An 18,089-nucleotide genomic window follows, 5' to 3' on the forward strand; every position below is an offset into this window, starting at 1 on the left:
CGGCACGACCCGATCCTTCATCGTGGGCCGGTGCACCATCAAGGAGCACAACGTGAGTGATGTGCGAGTCACCCCCTGGCAGGACGACACTCTCCCCGCGCCCCCGCCCGAACTGCTCGCGGGAATGAATGAAGGCGCGCAGGCCGGGAGGTGAGCTGATCGGCATCGACCGTGTCCTGCTGAAGAGCGTTCCGCTCGCAACAGGATGGAACGGGCTGCTGGGCCGGGTCCGCGCCGAGTTCGAACTGCCGCTGGAGTACCGCGAACTGATCATGCTGCGCGTGGCCGTGCTCAACCGCGCCGAGTTCGAGTGGGGCGTGCACCACCCGGCATACCTGCGGGCCGGCGGCACCGAAGAGAAGTGCGAAGCCCTCAAGGGAGATGCCGCGGACAGCGGCCTCTTCGACAAGGAAGAGCTCGCCCTGCTCGCCCTGACCGATCAGTCCACCCGACGGGTCGAAGTCGATGCCGACGTCATCGAAGAGGTCAAGCGCCTGTTCGGTGAAGCCCGGACGGTCGAAGCGGTCGCCACCGTCGCGGCCTACAACATGGTCTCGCGCTTCCTGGTCGCACTGGCCATCTGACACCTCCGGGCGGGGGGGGCCAGAGGGCAACCGGGCACCGTGGCTACCGGCCCCCACGGTCGGCCCGGTTGCTCCCCGCCTCCTGCCCCCTGCCCCCTGCCCCCTCACGACACCACCTGAAACAGGAGCACCACATGTCCAGCAACACCCTCGACTTCACCGGCCAGAAGGTCATCGTCATCGGCGGCACCAGCGGCATGGGCCAGGCCGTCGCGGCCCGCGTCCTCGACGCCGGCGGCACCGCCGTCGTCACCGGCCGCACCCAGTCCAGCGCCGACCAGGCCGCCACCGCCCTGTCCTCCCACGGCACGGTTGTCGGCCTGGCCGCCGACCTCACCGACCCCGCGGCCGTCGACCGCCTGCGCACCACCCTCACCGAGGTGCACGCCGACGCCACCCTGCTGGTCAACGCCGCCGGCGTCTTCGCCCCCAAGCCCTTCCTGGAGCACACGGCCGCAGACTACGACCGCTACCAGGACCTCAACCGCGCCTTCTTCTTCCTCACCCAGACCGTCGCCGCCAACATGATCGAGCGCGGCGCGAAGGGCGCCATCGTCAACATCGGCTCCATGTGGGCCCACCAGGCCGTCGCAGCCACCCCCTCCTCCGCATACTCGATGGCCAAGGCCGCTCTGCACTCCCTGACCCAGCACCTCGCGATGGAACTCGCCCCGCACGGCATCCGCGCCAACGCCGTCGCCCCCGCCGTCGTGCGCACCCCGATCTACGAAGAGTTCATCCCCAGGTCGGAGCTGGACTCCGCGATGGACGGCTTCGACCCCTTCCACCCGATCGGCCGCACCGGCACCGCCGACGACGTCGCCGCCACCGTCGCCTTCCTCCTGTCCGACCAGACCGACTGGGTCACCGGCGCCATCTGGGACGTCGACGGCGGCGTCATGGCCGGACGCAACTGACCTGCGGAGTACCTGTCGCAGGCACTCGCCGGCTGCTACACCGTCGCCGTTACCGCCCCGGCTTCCGCGCGGGGCATCGGGCTCGAGGAGTACCGCCTGGACCTGGCCGCCCTCGTCGAAAACCGCCTCGAGAGGCAGGGGCGGGTCGTCGCGGGGACCCGGAGGTCGACCGGATCCGGTCCCATCCTCCCATCAGGCCTAGGATTGCCACTCATGGGCTGCCTTACCGATGACCTGCCGTTGCTGGAGTTGCTGTGCGCCGCTGACGAAGTGCGGGTCCCTGGCGAACTCGAGTCGTCGCTCCCTCACGAGAACGCTCCCGACGCGGTGGTGGACGCCTACGCGATCGACGGCGGCCGGCTACTACTCACTCTTTGGCGCGGCCGGCTGCATGAGGTGATCTACCAGACCCCGGCGGAGTCCGCGGAGGACGCGGCGCGGCGCAATGACCGACTGTTCGCGCACTACGGACAGGGCGACGGCTGGACCGAGATTCTCGACAACGGTTTCGGCAAGACCTATCGCCGTGCCGATCAGCAGCAGTACGCGTTGTGGAGCTACACGATGGACATCACGACCTTCGGCACGATGGACTTCCACCAGGTCAAGTGGTAGCCAGTCGGCGTCGGAGACGACGGCGCCGAAGCGAACACCTGCCAAGCGGGACGCTTCTCCGGCCGGGGCCGCCGGACGGGGGCGTTCGGGGTCTGCGTCGGGCCGGTCGGCGATATGCACGACAAGGCGTTGACCATGGCCCCGCCCGGTGGACCACCCCAGGGCATGCCCCACCGCTCAACCGAGGAACAGCACACGTGGTACGTCGAAGCCATAGCAGCAATCCCCGTTCGGTCGTCGTCCTGACCTCGGGTACGGACTGGGGCACCCGTGCCGCCGGGCAGCGGCGGAGCAGTGGGGCCGAGTCCCCCATGCCCAAGCGACAGCCCGCGAAGATCAAGGCCTTGCAGCAGACCATCAAGGTGGCCCGCGCAGCAATCAGCACGAAGCACTGGAACGAGGCGCGTTACGCGCTCAGCCGCGCCCGCGCCCTCACCAACGCGCTGCCCGCCAACCTGACCGTTCAGGAACGCGAGCAACTCTCAGCGCTCCGGAAGAAGTACGCGGCGCGCAACACGCCGGCCGCGAGGAACGCCAAGCAGGCGAAGGCGACACCGGCCAAGCGCCTGGGCGGCAAGAAGGCTGCCCCGAAGAAGTCCGCGGCGAAGAGCGCCGCCCAGCAGTCGAAGCCCACGCCTGTGCGCGAACTCGGTGACCGTTTCATCAGCCGTGCGTCCCTCGGCTACGGCTCCAAGGACGGGACGAACGGATCCCGAGCGCGGTGAGGGCGTGCCGTCAGGCACGTATCCCCAGCTTGAGGGCGGCTTCGCGGGCCTTCTCGTCGGCCAGGGCGATGAGCCGCTTCCGTCCGCCATGGGTCTGGTACTCCGCCTGGGACTTGCGCAGGAGGACTTCCGCCCGAGCCGTCAGCTGGTGTGCCGCTTTCAGAGCCTTGATGCGGTCCTTCGTGTACCGGTTGGACGGCAGTGCGTGGAGCTCACTCGTATGCGCACGGACACGAGCGATCAGGCGGAGCACGGTCTGCCGCTGGGCTTCCAGCTCGGCAACGCGCTGACTCACTCGCAGGTTCACCGCCTGCCCGCTCCAGGCGGCCGCCCGGTTCCATGCGGGGGCCGGGGCAGGACGAGTCGACAGGCGAGTCGCCGCCTCGTTCAGCACAGTGATGTGACCGGTTTCCTGCAGGGAGAAGAGCGCGACCCCTCTGTCGTCCGCGAACTGCCGGGCGGCGGCCGTGTAACCGCCGGACGCGTAGAACAGCAGATGCTGGTGTGCGTCCGCCACTCCCCGCAGTTCTCGAACGGGGCCGACACCGATCGGCTGGCTGTAGTGCTTCACCTGCGCCACAGCATCCCGGGCGATCACGTCGATGCCGCCGTCCGCGCTGGCGCCCGTGACCCGCGCGTCGGTGAAGCCGAGACCGAGCATGTGGTCGACTGCGGCGAGCTCGGCGTCCTGCCAGGTGCGGATGGTTCTCACCCGGTACGCCGTCTCCCGTGGGCCGGTGCCTGTCTCCGCTCGTGGTGGTGACGGTGTCCGACCGGCCGCCGAACGGTGGGCTCCGGGCATCCACGCGGCGTCGCCGTTGTCCTGCGCGACGCGCGGAGGAACAGAAGGGGTGTCGCCGCCGACGGATCGGCAGGCCTCGTCCAAAACGCGGGTGGCAGCCGTGGTGAGGGGCTTGAGCTCTATCGCGCCTTCGGGCCCGTCCAGCACGACTGCTCCGACGAACCTGGACGGACTCCCGCCCCGCAGTGCGGTGAGGGGGCGGCGCAGTTCCATGTGTTCGATCTTGAAGGTGCCGCGCCACAGGAGGAGCCGTCCAGCGGTCAGTGCGCCGTGGAACCGAAGGGTGGTGAACAGCAGATCGACCCGTTCGGCGGGGGCCAGACGCGTCAACAGCTCTTCGGCCTGCGGTGAGTTGCTCGTCCAGCCGCTGCCACGAAGGGCGGCGGAGGTGCGTGGGTCGCTGCGGAGACTTGACACCGGATCATCTTGCCTCAGGTCCCGGCGCACAGCGTAGGCCGCGGCCCGGACGCGTGGACAGGAGTGGCTCGTCGGCCGGTGCGCCCAGCGGGTCGACGCGTCGGCGAAGATGGTCTCGTCCACCGTCCACGCCAGCGAGGAGTCTTCGCGCAGATGGTCACTTCCGCACCCGGTCCACGGCCGCCGACGATCGCCGACGTCGCGCGCCTCGCCGGTGTCTCGCGCACGACCGTGTCGCACGCCCTGAACGGACTGGGCAAGGTCGATCCCCGGACCCGGGAGCGTGTCCGGCAGGCCGCGGCGGAGCTGGGATACCGTCCCAACCTGCGGGCGCAGCGGCTGCGGCGGGGGCAGGCGAAGGCCATCGCGCTGGCCTCCTCCATGCCGTTCGCGGTGGCGGGCGGGCCCTCGCGGCTCGGGTTCTACATGGAGGTCGCGGCGGCCGCCGCCGAGAGCGCCCTGCTGCACGACTACGCCCTCGTGCTCGTACCGCCCGTGCAGTCGGGTTCCGCGCTGTTCTCCGTGGACATCGACGGAGCCATCGTCGTTGAGCCGGAGACGGACGACGCGGCGGCCGCCCAGTTGCGTGAGCGCGGGCTGCCGTACGTGGCGCTGGGCCGGCCCGTCACGCCCGACGAGGAAGTCCCCTACGTCGATCTGCGCGGTGGCCTGGTGGCCGAGTTGCTGCTCGATCACCTGCGGGAGCAGGGGGCGGAGCGGCCGGCGTTGATCGTGGGATCCGGATCCCGGCATTCGTCCGTCGACGCGCTCACCGCCTACGAGCGGGCCGCCGACCGGTACGGCTGGGAGCAGGTCGTGGCGCGCGTCGTGGAGTCGGGGGGCGAGCAGGCCGGGTACGACGCCTGCGCCGCCCTGCTCGCCGAGCACCCGGAGACCGACGCCGTCTGCGCGCTCGTCGACGCCTTCGCGGTGGGCGCGGTCCGGGCGATCCGGGACAGCGGGCGGACCGTGCCGGACGACGTCATGGTCGTCACCCGCTACGACGGCCTGCGCGCCCGCACCTGCGAGCCGCCGCTGACCGCGGTCGACCTGCACCTGGACCGCGCCGCGTCCGACGCGGTGGAGCTGCTCCTGGCCCGGCTCCGGGGGGACACGGCCACCGCGTCGGTGGCGGTGTCCCCGCCGCCACGGGTGATCGCCCGCGCGTCGTCGGCGCGGGCGACCGGGGCCTGACAGGCGGCGGAGGTGCGGCAGCCCGGCGCAGGTCGAGTACCGATCCGGACGGACCTGGCCGGGCCGGCCCGGCCAGGTCGAGCCAGGTCGGCCCGGCTCTGTCGGGCCAGGCTCGGCCGGGCCCGTGGAGCCTCAGACCCCCAGCATCAGCACCAACCCCGACACCAGCGCGAAGACCAGGACGAACAGCCGCATCCTGCGGGCGTCCAAGCGGTGGTGCACCAGGCGGCTGAGCCAGGCGCCGACGGCGATCGCCGGGAGGAGCAGGGCGGCCTGGCCCAGTTCCGCGGGTGCGGCCTTCCCCGTCGCGAAGAGCAGGAGCAGGGAGGCGACCTCGCCGACGAGGAAGCAGGCGGCGACGGTCGAGCGCAGTTCGGCGGGCGGCCGGTGCTGGTAGACGAGCGCCAGCGGCGGGCCACCCACACCGGTCGCGGTCTCCGTCAGTCCGGTGACCGCGCCCGCGCCGACGTACGCCGCCCGTCCCGGCGCGAACGTGGGCGCCGTCAGGCTGACGACGGCGGCGAGCACCGTGGCGACGCCCACGAAGAGGCCGAGACTGCGTTCCGGGATGAGCCAGAGCAGGGCGAGGCCGGCCGGCGTGGCGGCGAGTCTCGCGCCGGTGATCCAGCCGGCGCCGCGCAGGTCGAGCGAGGCCCGTTCCCGCCAGGCGACGTACAGGTTGAGCGGGATCATCGACGCCAGGACGAACACGGGGACCAGGCCGGGGTCGACGAACCCGGCGACGGGCGCGACGATCAGTGCGAAGCCCAGTCCGCTGCTGCCCTGGACGAACGCGGCGACGAGCACCGCGACGGCGAGAACCGCCAGCATCTGCGCGCTCAACGCCGTGCACTTCCCTTCCGGTGCTCGTTCAGTGCCCGCGCCTCCGTCGACGTGGGGTGCGTCCTGGTGACGCCGGCCCCGGCGACGGCGGCGCGGGCCAGTTCGGCCGCCCGGCTGACCAGCGCGGGCCCGTCCCAGCCGATGGGCCGGCCCTGCCACATACGCAGGCGCCCGGCGGTGAACACCGCGGTGATCTGGTCCCGGTTGCCGCGCCTGACGAGTTCCCACGGCAGGTCCCACGAGAGTGCCAGCTCGGGGGTGTCGGTGTCGACGAGGAGGAAGTCGGCCGCCTTTCCCCGTTCCACGGTTCCGACGAGGCCGCCGAGGCCGACGGCGTCCGCTCCCCCGCGGGTGGCCCGCTCCAGCCAGGTCCAGCCCGCGCCGCACGACGAGTCGCCGGTCGTCAGGCCGTACGCGAGCCGCTGGGCGAACTCGGCGGCGTCTGCGAGCCGGAAGCCGTCGCCTCGCGTGCCGTCGGTTCCGATGCCGAAGCGCACGCCGCGCTCGGCCATGGCCGTGGCGGGCGCGACCGCGTTGCCCTTCCAGGCGCTCGCGACAGGGTTGTAGCTGACGGCGGTTCCCGTGTCGGCGAGCAGGGTCAGCTCGCGCGGGGTGAGCAGCGTGGCGTGCGCGGCAAGCAGCTGGGGGCCGAGCGCACCGATGTCGTACAGGTGCTCGAGGGGGCGCGTTCCGTGCCGTATCAGGGAGCGTTCCACGGCGGCGAGGTGTTCGTTGACGTGGATCTGGACGACGGCTCCCGCTTCCGCGGCCATACGGGCCGTCGCGCGCAGCGTGTGTTCGGTGGCCGCCTCGGGGATCGACACGGCCAGAGAGGGATGGATGAGGGCGTCGCCGGTGTAGCGGGCGAGGTGCTTCTCCGCGCGCTCCAGGACGGCCGGGGCCCCGGCGCCCCCTGTACCGTCCACGTCGGCCGTGCCGTCGGCGTCGTTGCAGATCAGCCCGAGTACGCAGCGAATTCCGGCGTCTCGCGCGGCCGAGGCGACCACGTCGACGTCGACGTCGGCGCGGGTGCCGGCGTCGGCGACGGTGGTGAAGCCGCCGCGCAGTGCCTCGAGCGCCGCCAGCTTGGCCGCCGTATGGGCCGACTCCTCGTCCAGCGCGTCCTCCAGCGGGACCCAGACGCGGCGGAAGATCTCTGACGGCTCCCCGAAGGCGAGTGCGGCACCGAAGCTCTGGGTGAGGTGGTGGTGGGTGTCGACGAAGCCGGGCATCAGCAGGTGCCCGGGGGCCCGGACGGCGTTCAGGTGCGGGTGGGTGCGGGCCAGTTCGTCCGCCGGTCCTACGGCGGTGAAGCGGCCGTCGTCGACCACGACCGCCCAGCCGTCGACAGGGCCTTCGGGCAGCAGCACCGAGCCCGGTACGAGGAGGAGCGGGCCGGGGTGGGCGAGGGCGTCTCGGTCGGGTCGGTTCATCGGTCGCTTTCTGTGCGCGGTGTGGTCAGGCGGGCGACGACGCCGGGCCTGACGTGGTGGAAGAGGATGTTGAGGACGACGGCCGTGAACGTGCCGACGGCCACGCCGCTTTCCAGGAGGATGCGGACGTTGGGCGGGAAACCCCCGTACACGCCGGGTACGAGGATGGGCAGCAGCCCGAGGGAGAGGGCGACGGCGCAGACGAACGTGCTGGTGTGCTTGTCGAGGTCGGACCGGCCGAGCATCTGGATGCCGAGCACGGTGATGACGCCGAAGACGACCATGGCGGTGCCGCCGACGACCGGGGTGGGGATCACGCTGATCGCGCGGGTGACGGGGGCGAGGATGCCGATGGCGATGAGTACGGCGCCCGCCGCGGCGGTGACGAAGCGGCTGCGTACGCCGGTGACGCGGACGATGCCGATGTTCTCGCCGCTGGTGACCATGAGCGGCAGGCCGAAGAAGCCGCCGAAGAGCGAGGTGAGCGCGTCGCCGCGGACGGTTTTCGGTACGTCGGTGCGGGTGTCGATCCGCTTGCCGACGGCCTCGGCGTTGATGACGGTCTGGCCGGTGGCCTCGGCCATGGAAGCGAGGGTGTAGAGCATCAGGGGCAGCGCGGCGACGAGGTTGAACTGCGGCGAACCGAAGGGCATCAGTTGCGGCAGGTTCACCAGGCCGCCGCCCATGGCGTCGGCGCCCGCCCCGTCGATCGCGCCGGTCGCGGCCGCGAGGAGGGCGCCGGCCAGCAGGCCCAGCATGACGGCGAGTTGGCGCAGGACGCCGGTGAAGAACAGGTAGAAGGCGACGGTGAACCCGATCGTGGCCAGACCGAGGCCGAGGTTGCCGGGGTCGGCGAAGCCCTGCGAGCCCGGCTGACCCGTCACCAGTACGGCGCCGACCTTCACCAGGTTGACGCCGACGATGACGATCATCGTGCCGATGACGAGGGCGGGGAAGTAGGCGAGGAGCCGGGAGAAGAGCGGCAGGACGACGAAGGTGAACACCGCCGTCAGGATCACCGCGCCGGTGGCGGTGCGCAGGCCGTGCTGTTCGGCGATGGCGAGGAAGAGGATGAGGGGTGCCCCGCCCGGAAGCATCACGAACGGCAGCCGGGGTCCGAACTTCCAGATGCCGAGCGACTGGACGAGGGATCCGACGCCGGAGAGCACGAACGCCGCCGAGAGCAGGTCCACGGTGAGACCGGAGTCGAGGCCGAGGGTGGCGCTCATCAGGAAGATGGCCGAGATGGGGGTCGCTGCCATGACGAGGACGTGCTGGATGCCGAAGAGCAGGATCCGGCCGAGCGGACGGGCCTCGTCCACGGGGTGCACTCCGTCCCGGTTGTCGCCCTCTCCGGCCGGGGGCGGAGAACCGGCCTCGGCCGGAGACGAGTGCGTCGGCGACGAGTGCGTCGTCGGTGTCGGAGGCTTCGGTGTCGGGGGCTTCGGTGTCCGGGGCTTCGGAGACGGGTCTGCCGGTGGCGGGTCTGCCGGTGGCGGGGCCGTCGTCGGGGAATCGGACGGGCCGGACGGACCGGCCGGGGGACGGTTCTGACGGGGACTGGACACGTTTCGGGCTCCGTTCGGGCATACGGGCACGTTCGGATTCTCAGCCGCGATCCGGCCCTGGACGGAGAGCCAAATCGATTTGGCCAAATCGATTTGGCCGCCAGTATGCGGAGCCTCGTACCCGGCGTCAAGGCCGTGACCGCCCCGAGGGCGGGCAACCGACCGAACGAGCTGTGGGATCAGCCGCCGACCGGTCGTTGACAACTGCGCCCCGCTGCCCGAATTCTGGCATGAGCACGTCTAGCGCCCCACCATTGCCACACCGCACCACTGCCACACCGCACCACCGTCACCCCGTCTGCAACGGAAGGACGCGACATGGCGCAGAAGATCGAGATCCGCCCGCTGGACAAGAAGGAGACCACCGGCGACAGCAACAGTCAGGGCGCCTGAACCACGGAGTGTGGTCCGGCGCCGTCGCGGCGCCAGACCATGCTCTGCCCGGCCTCCGCCGCGGTCTGCGGCTCGTCCGGTTCGACGCGGAGCAGCCGGTAGCCGATCCGGGGCGGGATCTCGGCGCTCCGGACGTTGGCCCGGTCGCAGTGGATCTCCATGGCCTTGACTCCGGGGAGCCCGAGGCCCTCCTCGGTCAGTGCGGCCGCGGCCCGGGTGGCGAGTCCGCGGCCGGTGGCGGGGGAACAGACCCAGTAGCCGATCTCCAGCACGCCGTCCGCACCGTTCGGGAACATCGCGCCCCCGCCGATCACCTGGTCGGAGCGGTCCGGTGGGGTGAGGACGTAGACGAACGACCGGCCGGCGTCCCAGTCCGCGTCCTGTTCGGCGCGGAACCCCGCGGTCTCCTCGCGGGTGGGAGGGTGCTGGGCCCAGCGAAGCCACTCGCCGAGGTGCTCGACGTCGGCGGCGACCGCGTCGATGAACGCGTCGTCGGGGACGAGAGAGCGCCGTCGCAGTACGGAACCGTCCGGCAGTGGGATGTTCTCGCGCGGAAGCCTGGAAAGGGAGCCCTCTGTCATGTCTGCATCTTGGCCTACCCGACCGCCCGGTTGAAGGGGGCCCGCACCGGTCCGGCCGGCGGCCGCACCGTTCGCCGTACCATGAGGCTACTTGCCAGTAGCTCCGCCGTCCGCCGGAAGGTGTCCCCGTGCCCCGCGTTCTCAGCGTGACCCGCAGCATCGTCGTCGACGTCCCGCCCGACGAGGCGTACGCGGCGGTGTCCCGTCCCGGGGACATGGGCCGGTGGAGCCCGGAGAACCTCGGGACGGCGGCGGGCACGCCGGACGGGCCCGTCGCGCCGGGCACGAGCTTCGTGGGACGCAACAAGCGCGGGGCGTTCCGGTGGGTGACGCGGTGCACGGTCACCGCGGCCGACCCCGGGCTGCGCTTCTCGTTCCGGGTGCACGCCATCGGGGTGCGGCGGCCGCGGCTGCGGGGCCCGATCGCCACCTGGGAGTACCGCTTCGCCGCGGAGGGGAGCGGCACCCGGGTGACGGAGACGTGGACCGACGACCGGCGGGCCTGGCCCGACGGCGTCGCCGCCGCCTTCGACCGGGTGGTCACCGGCGGCCGGACGTTCGCCGAGTTCCAGGTCGGCAACATCGACCGGACCCTGCGCAACCTCAAGCGGGAACTGGAAGCGGCCCGCCGGACCTGACCGGCCGGGAGTCCCCGGGCCGGTCGTCCGGCCTCACCGGCAACCTCCTTGGCGCCCCGCCCCTCAGGAGGACGCCCCCGGTGACCGGCCGGCCCGCCGGGTGAAGCGTCGCAGACCGCGTCGGGCGGGCTTGAGGGGTTTGTCCTCGGGAGCCACGGGTGCCGGGGCCTGGCCGGGGCCCGCGGTCAGGGCCGCTGCCGCTGCCGCGGGCGGGGACTGCGGCGGCAGGGAGCGGCCGCCTTGTGCGAGCCGGCTCCGTACGGCCTCGGCCATGGCGTGGTGGGAAGGTTCGTGCAGCAGGCCCGCCGCGGACAGCCGTTCCCACATGTGGAGCAGTTCCTGCCCCCGGGTGGCCACCTGGCCCTCGTCCCACAGCCGTTGCCACGCCGCGGTGGCGCGGGCCACGTCGGGGGCGGCCCGGTCCAGGTCGGTGCGGCAGCGGATACGGGCGACGGTCAGCGCGAGGACGGTGGAGAGCATGTGGTCGCCGCGCAGATACGCGAGATAGGCCTCGATCGCCCTGGCCTCCAGGGAGAGTTCGTCCTCGGCGCCCCTGCGCAGGGTGAGGTGCTCCCGCAGTGCGCTGGCGAGGACGAACGCCGCGTGCAGTTCCTCGCGCTGCGCGTGCTGGATGATGCGCTCGACGCGGGCGAGCGGGGGGAACGCGGCCTCCTCCGCGGCGGTGCGCTCGCGCCCGGGCGGCAGGTCGTCCTCGTCGGCGATGGTCCGGCTCGATCCGTCGGGGTGCACCCGCAGCCGTGCCACCTGCTGCGCGGTGCGGTCGATGACGGTGGCCGCGACCGGGGCCCCCAGGGTGCGGGCGAACATGGCGACGGCGTCGAGGATCGCCTCGTTGGGCTGCCGCATGCCGCCCATCTCCAGCAGGTGACCGTTGACCACCGTCGAGCCGTCCTCGGCGACATAGGCGTCGAGGCGGACCAGCGGCGCGGCGTTGAGCGCGGGCAGGTTCCCCTTGTCACGGGGCGTCAGCGAGTGGCTCATCCGCTCAGGCTCCGGGGCGTACGACACCGAGGACGGGCATGGAGGCGGCCGGCGCGGTCGTGATGCTGCGGCCCGGCCGCGGGGCGTGGACCATCCGTCCGCCTCCGATGTACATGCCCACGTGGGTGGCGTCGTTGTAGTAGATGATCAGGTCTCCGGGGCGGGCCGAGGACAGGCTGACGCGGGTCAGACCGCCCCATTGCGCCTGCGAGGTACGGGGAATGGGGTGCCCGGCCGCCGCCCACGCCGCGGAGGTGAGTCCGGAGCAGTCGTACGAGGACGGGCCGACCGCGCCCCACACGTACGGTTTGCCGATCTGCGCCATGGCGAAGCCGACGGCCTTGCCGGCCGCTCCGCTCACCTGCGTGCCGCCGCCGGGCCCTCCTCCCTTGCCCTTCCCCTTGCCCGCCGAGCCGCCGGAGGAGCCGCCGGACTCCGTCCACCTAGCCTCCGCCTCCTTGGCCCTCTCCTTCTCCAACTGGGCCAGTCTGCGGGTCTGTTCCTCTTCGAGTCCCGCCTCGATCCGCTCGGCCGTGGCGATCTTCTTCTCGATCTTCTGCTTCGCCGCGGCCTTGTCGGCGCGGCTGCTCTCCAGTTTCCGCAGTTCCTTCGTGGCGGCCTCGGTCTGCTCACCCAGCTCCTCGCGGGCGGTCTTCTGCGTCTCGGAGACGTTGACCAGGCCGCGCATGGCCTGGCGGGCCTGGGACGCCTCGTCCAGCGCCCCTTCCGGGTGGTCGCCGAGCAGCAACTGGATGCCGGTGGCGGCGAGATCGCCCCCGCGGTACTGGGTGCGGGCGGCCGCACCGGCGAGGTCGTGCAGGTCCTTCACCCGCTTCTCGGCACGGGTCAGGTCCTTGCGGAGGGCCGTCAGCCGCTTCTCCTGCTTGGCCGCCTTCTCGTTGGCGCCGTTGTACGCCTCGGTGGCGACCTCCGCCTCGCGGTAGAGACCGTCCAGTTCGTCGCGGATCTCCTCGATCGACTTGCCGGGCTGCGGGTCGGGTTCGCCCGGGGCCGCGTAACCGGGGCCGGGCACCAGGATGATCGCGCAGACGAGGGCTGCGGTGGCGCCCCGGCTCCGTATCCGTCTGCCGCCGGTCGACACGTTCATGAACTCCACTCTCAGAGGTCGCGTGCGGGCGGCCCGGGCGGACGGCTGCCGCCGCGGTCTTCACCGCGGGTCACGCGGTGGACCGTTCGAGCCTTGAACAGGCTACCTTCCCCCGAACGGCCCACCCCGGTCTTCCCGCGTGTGTCGGTTTGCTCACACGCGACTCCCCTACCAGGAGCGGTCAGTCACGCCAAGTGTCATTGAGGGCAGTCCCGGTGTCGCTGACGGTGGCCGTGCGGTTGGCGCCGCTCTCCCAGGTCACGTTGCCCGACGCGTCCTTGCGGAGGTACTTGTACTCGAAGGAGGTGCCCTCCGGGAGTTCCACGTCCCGCTTCCACACCGGGTAGGCGGCCGGGTCGAGTTCGAGGGCGCCGGCCGGGTTCCAGTTGCCGAGCTCGGGCCGGTTTCCGGTCACGTAGATGTTCTGGCCCCAGCTGGTGGTGGCGTCGACCGCGAAGGACACGCCGGAGGACACCGGGTCGGGGTCGCCGGGATCCCCTCCGCCGTCGCACGTGCGGGCGCCCACGTGTAGGGCCACGGCCGTGTTGGCGCCCAGGGTGGCGGTGAACCGGCCTGCCCCGTCGACCGTGACACCCTTGCCCGACTGGACGTCGCAGTAGTCCCCCGCGGGCAGCGACGTCTGGAACGTACGGGTCAGTGAGGTGCCCTCGTGGTTGATGGCGACGTACGCCTTTGATCCGCGTCCGAAGGCGATCCGGTCGCCGCCGTTGTCCCACCAGTCGGTCACGGCCTGGCCGCGCGCGGTGTTGCGGAACGCCACCATGGAGGAGATCTCGCGCCAGGCGTGCTGGCACTTCCAGCCGTCGCTGTAACAGGCGTTCACCTGACCGCCGTTGGGCGGCCCGGCGTCGTGGTCGGTGAACTCGTACCCGGAGTGGACGTCGGGACTGCCGTACGGCCAGGCCAGCATGAACACGTGCGCCAGGGTGTAGTTGGCGCCGTCCTTGTAGGTGAGCGTCTCGCCGTTGCGCTCGGTGTCGTGGTTGGTGACGAAGACGGCGGCCTGGTCCGAGGGCAGGTAGCCCCATGCCTCGCCGAAGTTCTTCAGGTAGGCGAGGTTCTCGTTGTTGAAGACGCGCTTGAGGTCGCGTGCGTAGCGGAACTCCTGCACGTCGCCGCTGCCGAGGTACTCGGCCGGGGAGACGGCCTCGCCGGCGCCGTAGATCGCCTCGTGCTTCCAGTACACGTTCGGGTTGGTGAGCCGGGACTTGATGTTGGCGAGGTCGGCGGCGGCCATGTGCTTGGCCGCGTCGATGCGGAAGCCGTCGACGCCGAGGGAGAGCAGGTCGTTGAGGTAGCCGGCGATCTTCCCGCGTACGTAGTCCTCGCCGGTGTCCAGGTCCGCGAGGCCGACCAGCTCGCACTCCTGGACGTTGAAGCGGTCGCCGTAGTTGTTGATCTGCGAGGTGCAGTTGTCGAGGTCGCTCGACGAGTAGATGCCGGGGTAGTCGTACTTGGTGTACGACGAGCCGCCGGTGCCGGTGCCGTTGCCGGCCGACATGTGGTTGATGACCGAGTCGGCGACGACCTTCACTCCGGCCGCGTGACATGCGTCGACCATGCTCTTGAACTGGGCGCGGTCACCGAGGCGTCCCGCGATCCTGTAGCTCACCGGCTGGTACGAGGTCCACCACTGTCCGCCCTGGATGTGCTCCTGGGGCGGCGAGACCTGGACGAAGCCGTAGCCGGCCGGTCCGAGGACGTCGGTGCAGGCCTGGGCGACGGAGGTGAACTTCCACTCGAACATCACCGCGGTGACGTCCTCGTCCCCGGGTGGGGACGCCTGGGCCGGCGCCGCGGTGGCCAGGAGGCTGCCGGCCACGCCGGCGGTGAGGGCGAGCGCGGTGGCGGTGACTCTTCGCGCTGTACTGGTGTTCCCGTGCATGGAGTCTCCCGTGTGAGGGGGCGGGTGTCTCGGGGGGGGGGGCATGGTGCGGACGGGTGCCCGGGGAGTCGGCACCCGCTTGCAATGCGTTGCAGCAGAAGCCTGCAAGGGGTTGCGGTCGTGACCGTAAGGGCGGGGTTCAACGAAGGTCAACCCTTCCCGCACCACGGAAAGTTGAAGCACGACCTCTTTACGAAGCCGCCGCGTACGGGTAGCTTCCGGCTGCGTAAGAGCTTTGTGCAACTTTCCGTTCTCTCTTTCAAGGCTTGGGTGTTCGACCTCCCGCGGCCACGCCGCCCGCCTCCCTGGAGACACGTATGAGACGCACGAGACGCAGTCGCACGCGGTTGCCCGGACGGCTGTCGGCCTCGGTCCTCGCCGCCGGTGCCGTCCTCGCGGTGGTGCCCACCGCACCACCCGCGCCCTCGCCCACTCCCGTCCCCGCCGCTGCCACGGCCGACCACACGGCGACCGTCTTCTACTACACGAAGACGAAGAACTGGGACCGGTACCACCTGCACTACGCGCCCGACGGCGGCCCCTGGACCGAGGTCCCCGGCGTGGCGATGGAGAGCGCGTGCACCGACTGGGTGAAGAAGACGGTCTCCCTGGGCAGCGCCGAGGGGTTGCAGGCCACCTTCAACAACGGCTCGGGCACCTGGGACAACAACGCGGGCAGGAACTACGCCCTCGGCACCGGTGCCGTCACGGTCAAGGACGGAGTGATCGCGCACTCCGACCCCTGCGGCGGTGACACGGACCCCGGTCCCGCGCCGGGGGACGGCAACCTGGCCACCGTCTACTACTCCACCCGAACCCTCGGCTGGGCCACCGCCAACATCCACTACCAGCCCTCGGGTGGCTCCTGGACCACCGTGCCGGGCGTCGGCATGCGGGCCGCGTGCGCCGGCTGGTGGAAGAAGGACGTCGACCTGGGCACGGCCGGCTCGATGAGGGCCGCCTTCAACAACGGCAACGGAGTGTGGGACAACAACAAGGGCGCCGACTACACCCTGCCCGCCGGCGTCACCACCGTCGCCGACAACACGGTCACCGCCGACGCCGACGACCCGTGCGCCGAGGAAGCGCCCGACACGCAGGCGCCGACCGCGCCCGCCGGGGTGGAGGCACAGGCCGACGGTGTGTCCGTCGTACTGACATGGGAGCCGTCCACCGACGACACGGGCGTCACCCGGTACCAGGTGACCCGGGGCGGCGGCACCGGGGGCGAGGTCGTGAGCGACGTCGGCTCCACCGTCTTCTCCGACACCGGCCTCGAGGAGAGGACCACCTACACCTACACCGTCAGGGCGGTGGACGCGGCGGGCAACGTCTCCGCGGCCTCGGCCGCAGCGATCGCCACCACCGGCACAAAGCCGGCGACGCCCGCCGCGGGCAAGCCACTGGCCACCGACCCACGAAAGGACCCGATCTACTTCGTCCTCACCGCCCGTTTCAACGACGGCGACGCCACCAACAACCGCGGCGGCAGCCAGCACGAGAAGTCGGGCAACGCGGCGAACGACGACCCCATGTTCCGGGGCGACTTCAAGGGCCTGGTGAACAAGCTCGACTACATCAAGGGCCTCGGCTTCTCCGCCGTGTGGATCACCCCCGTGGTCCTCAACCGCTCGGACTACGACTACCACGGCTACCACGGCTACGACTTCTACAAGGTCGACCCGCGCCTGGAGTCCTCGGGAGCCTCCTACCAGGACCTCATCAACGCCGCCCACGCCAAGGGCATGAAGATCTACCAGGACGTCGTCTACAACCACTCCTCCCGCTGGGGTGCCAAGGGCCTGTTCACCCCGACCGTCTACGGGGTGCGCGACTCCCAGTGGAGCTGGTACTACGACGAGAAGCAGCCCGGGTTCGAGTACGACGGCCTGACCGTCGAACCCAAGAGCGGCAAGTCGTACTACAACGGCGACCTGTGGTCCACCGCCGAGCCGACCGGCAACACCTGCGTGAACTGGGGCAGACCCACCGGCGCCAAGAGCCCCGAGGGCTACACCCTCTACAACTGCCAGTGGCCGAGCCCGACGTCCGGCATGTTCCCCAAGGCGCTCTACCACAACTGCTGGATCGGCAACTGGGAGGGCGAGGACTCCCGTTCCTGCTGGCTGCACGAGGACCTCGCCGACTTCAACACCGAGAACCCGCAGGTGCAGAACTACCTCATCGGCGCCTACAACAAGTACATCGACATGGGCGTCGACGGCTTCCGCGTCGACACGGCCGTGCACATCCCGCGCACGACCTGGAACCGCCGTTTCCTGCCCGCGATCGAGGAACGCGTGACCCAGCAGCACGGCGCCGAGGCCGCGAAGAACTTCTTCGTCTTCGGCGAGGTCGCCGCCTTCGTCAACGACAAGTGGAACCGCGGCTCGGTCAACCACTCGGCGCAGTTCTACACGTGGAAGGAGCGCAAGGAGTACAGCGCCGACGACGCGAAGGCGGCCCTAGAGATGTACGAGTACGAGCAGCAGCAGGGCACGGGCAACCAGCCCACGTCGGCCAACGCCTTCCTGGAGGGCAACAGCTACCACGCCCCCGACCACAGCCGCTTCTCCGGCATGAACGTCATCGACATGCGCATGCACATGAACTTCGGTGACGCGAGCAACGCCTTCCACAACGGCAAGGACTCCGACGACAGCTACAACGACGCCACGTACAACGTCGTCTACGTCGACAGCCACGACTACGGCCCGAACAAGAGCAGCGAGCGCTACACGGGCGGCACCGACGCCTGGGCCGAGAACATGTCCCTGATGTGGACCTTCCGCGGCATCCCGACCCTCTACTACGGCTCGGAGATCGAGTTCCAAAAGGGCAAGAAGATCGACTGCGGCCCCTCCTGCCCCCTCGCGACGACGGGCCGCGCCTACTACGGCGACCATCTCGCAGGTGACATCAAGGTGTCCGGCTTCTCCCGGGTGGAGTCGGCCTCCGGCGCCATCGCCACGACGCTGGAGCAGCCCCTGGTCAAGCACGTACAGCGGCTCAACCAGATCCGCCGGGCCGTCCCCGCCCTCCAGATGGGCCAGTACTCCACGGAGGGCATCACCGGCGACATGGCCTTCAAGCGCCGCTACACCGACGGCGGTACGGACAGCTTCGCCCTCGTCACCGTCTCGGGCGGCGCCACCTACGGCGGCATCCCCAACGGCACCTACCGGGACGCGGTCACCGGAGACACCAGGACCGTCACCGACGGCCGGCTCACCGTCGCCGCGCCGGGCAAGGGCAACCTGCGGGTGTATGTCCTGAACGGTGCCGGGAAGATCGGGGCGGACGGACCGTACCTGAAGTAGGCGGGCGGAAGGCGCCGACGTGTGGGGCCGACGGGGATCACCG

General features: G+C 70.8%; 15 protein-coding genes. 7 read left to right on the forward strand and 8 right to left on the reverse strand.

Translation table 11 applies throughout. From position 1 onward, the window contains the following. Positions 1–128 precede the first annotated feature (128 nt). From Sco07f_RS23085 to Sco07f_RS23100, 4 genes are all read left to right on the forward strand, one after another. Positions 129–584 (forward strand): carboxymuconolactone decarboxylase family protein, encoded by a 456-nt coding sequence (locus tag Sco07f_RS23085; RefSeq protein ID WP_108989045.1) that lies wholly within the window; start codon positions 129–131, stop codon positions 582–584. 134 nt (positions 585–718) lie between these two features. Beyond that, positions 719–1,501, forward strand: a complete 783-nt coding sequence (locus Sco07f_RS23090; protein ID WP_108989046.1) for an SDR family NAD(P)-dependent oxidoreductase — start codon at positions 719–721, stop codon at positions 1,499–1,501. A 213-nt stretch (positions 1,502–1,714) separates the two neighbouring features. After that, positions 1,715–2,116 carry a hypothetical protein gene (locus Sco07f_RS23095; protein WP_108989047.1) on the forward strand — a complete coding sequence of 134 codons (402 nt, stop codon included), beginning with the start codon at positions 1,715–1,717 and terminating at the stop codon, positions 2,114–2,116. Between the two features lie 311 nt (positions 2,117–2,427). After that, positions 2,428–2,841, forward strand: a complete 414-nt coding sequence (locus tag Sco07f_RS23100) for a hypothetical protein (protein WP_108989048.1) — start codon at positions 2,428–2,430, stop codon at positions 2,839–2,841. A gap of 10 nt (positions 2,842–2,851) precedes the next feature. Here the strand turns inward: Sco07f_RS23100 and Sco07f_RS23105 are convergent, their stop codons facing one another. Beyond that, positions 2,852–4,183, reverse strand: coding sequence for a restriction endonuclease (locus tag Sco07f_RS23105; protein ID WP_159106980.1), 1,332 nt, complete (start codon positions 4,181–4,183; stop codon positions 2,852–2,854). A 30-nt stretch (positions 4,184–4,213) separates the two neighbouring features. On the opposite strand from Sco07f_RS23105, the gene Sco07f_RS23110 reads away from it, so the two are divergent. Then, entirely contained in the window at positions 4,214–5,254 is a 1,041-nt protein-coding gene (locus Sco07f_RS23110; protein WP_054101345.1) for a LacI family DNA-binding transcriptional regulator, read from the forward strand. A 132-nt stretch (positions 5,255–5,386) separates the two neighbouring features. Here Sco07f_RS23110 and Sco07f_RS23115 read toward each other — a convergent pair whose 3' ends face one another. The 4 genes from Sco07f_RS23115 to Sco07f_RS23130 form a co-directional block, all read right to left on the reverse strand. Then, positions 5,387–6,097, reverse strand: a complete 711-nt coding sequence (locus tag Sco07f_RS23115) for a sulfite exporter TauE/SafE family protein (RefSeq protein WP_108989050.1) — start codon at positions 6,095–6,097, stop codon at positions 5,387–5,389. Next, complete coding sequence (locus Sco07f_RS23120) at positions 6,094–7,530, reverse strand: amidohydrolase family protein (RefSeq protein WP_108989051.1); 1,437 nt, start codon at positions 7,528–7,530, stop codon at positions 6,094–6,096. Before Sco07f_RS23120 ends, Sco07f_RS23115 begins: the two co-directional genes overlap by 4 nt. After that, positions 7,527–8,861, reverse strand: a complete 1,335-nt coding sequence (locus Sco07f_RS23125; RefSeq protein WP_054101347.1) for a uracil-xanthine permease family protein — start codon at positions 8,859–8,861, stop codon at positions 7,527–7,529. The genes Sco07f_RS23120 and Sco07f_RS23125 overlap by 4 nt, the downstream gene beginning before the upstream one ends. Positions 8,862–9,478: 617 nt before the next feature. Then, positions 9,479–10,072: a GNAT family N-acetyltransferase gene (locus Sco07f_RS23130; RefSeq protein WP_054101348.1), complete on the reverse strand. Its 594-nt coding sequence runs from the start codon at positions 10,070–10,072 to the stop codon at positions 9,479–9,481. Positions 10,073–10,200: 128 nt separating this feature from the next. Between Sco07f_RS23130 and Sco07f_RS23135 the strand changes: the two genes are divergently transcribed. Continuing rightward, a complete protein-coding gene (locus Sco07f_RS23135; protein WP_108989053.1) occupies positions 10,201–10,710 on the forward strand; it encodes an SRPBCC family protein in 510 nt (169 codons plus the stop codon). Positions 10,711–10,773: 63 nt separating this feature from the next. Here Sco07f_RS23135 and Sco07f_RS23140 read toward each other — a convergent pair whose 3' ends face one another. The 3 genes from Sco07f_RS23140 to Sco07f_RS23150 form a co-directional block, all read right to left on the reverse strand. Beyond that, complete coding sequence (locus Sco07f_RS23140; RefSeq protein ID WP_054101350.1) at positions 10,774–11,712, reverse strand: hypothetical protein; 939 nt, start codon at positions 11,710–11,712, stop codon at positions 10,774–10,776. Between the two features lie 4 nt (positions 11,713–11,716). Beyond that, on the reverse strand, positions 11,717–12,820 hold the full coding sequence (locus Sco07f_RS23145) for a C40 family peptidase (protein WP_108989054.1): 1,104 nt from the start codon (positions 12,818–12,820) through the stop codon (positions 11,717–11,719). A 181-nt stretch (positions 12,821–13,001) separates the two neighbouring features. Then, positions 13,002–14,726 (reverse strand): carbohydrate-binding module family 20 domain-containing protein, encoded by a 1,725-nt coding sequence (locus Sco07f_RS23150; RefSeq protein WP_108989055.1) that lies wholly within the window; start codon positions 14,724–14,726, stop codon positions 13,002–13,004. Positions 14,727–15,043: 317 nt separating this feature from the next. Here Sco07f_RS23150 and Sco07f_RS23155 point away from each other — a divergent pair, with 317 nt between their 5' ends. Then, entirely contained in the window at positions 15,044–18,046 is a 3,003-nt protein-coding gene (locus tag Sco07f_RS23155) for a carbohydrate binding domain-containing protein (RefSeq protein WP_108989056.1), read from the forward strand. Positions 18,047–18,089 lie beyond the last annotated feature (43 nt).

This window comes from Streptomyces coelicoflavus (assembly GCF_003112555.1).
GTDB classification, from domain to species: domain Bacteria; phylum Actinomycetota; class Actinomycetes; order Streptomycetales; family Streptomycetaceae; genus Streptomyces; species Streptomyces coelicoflavus.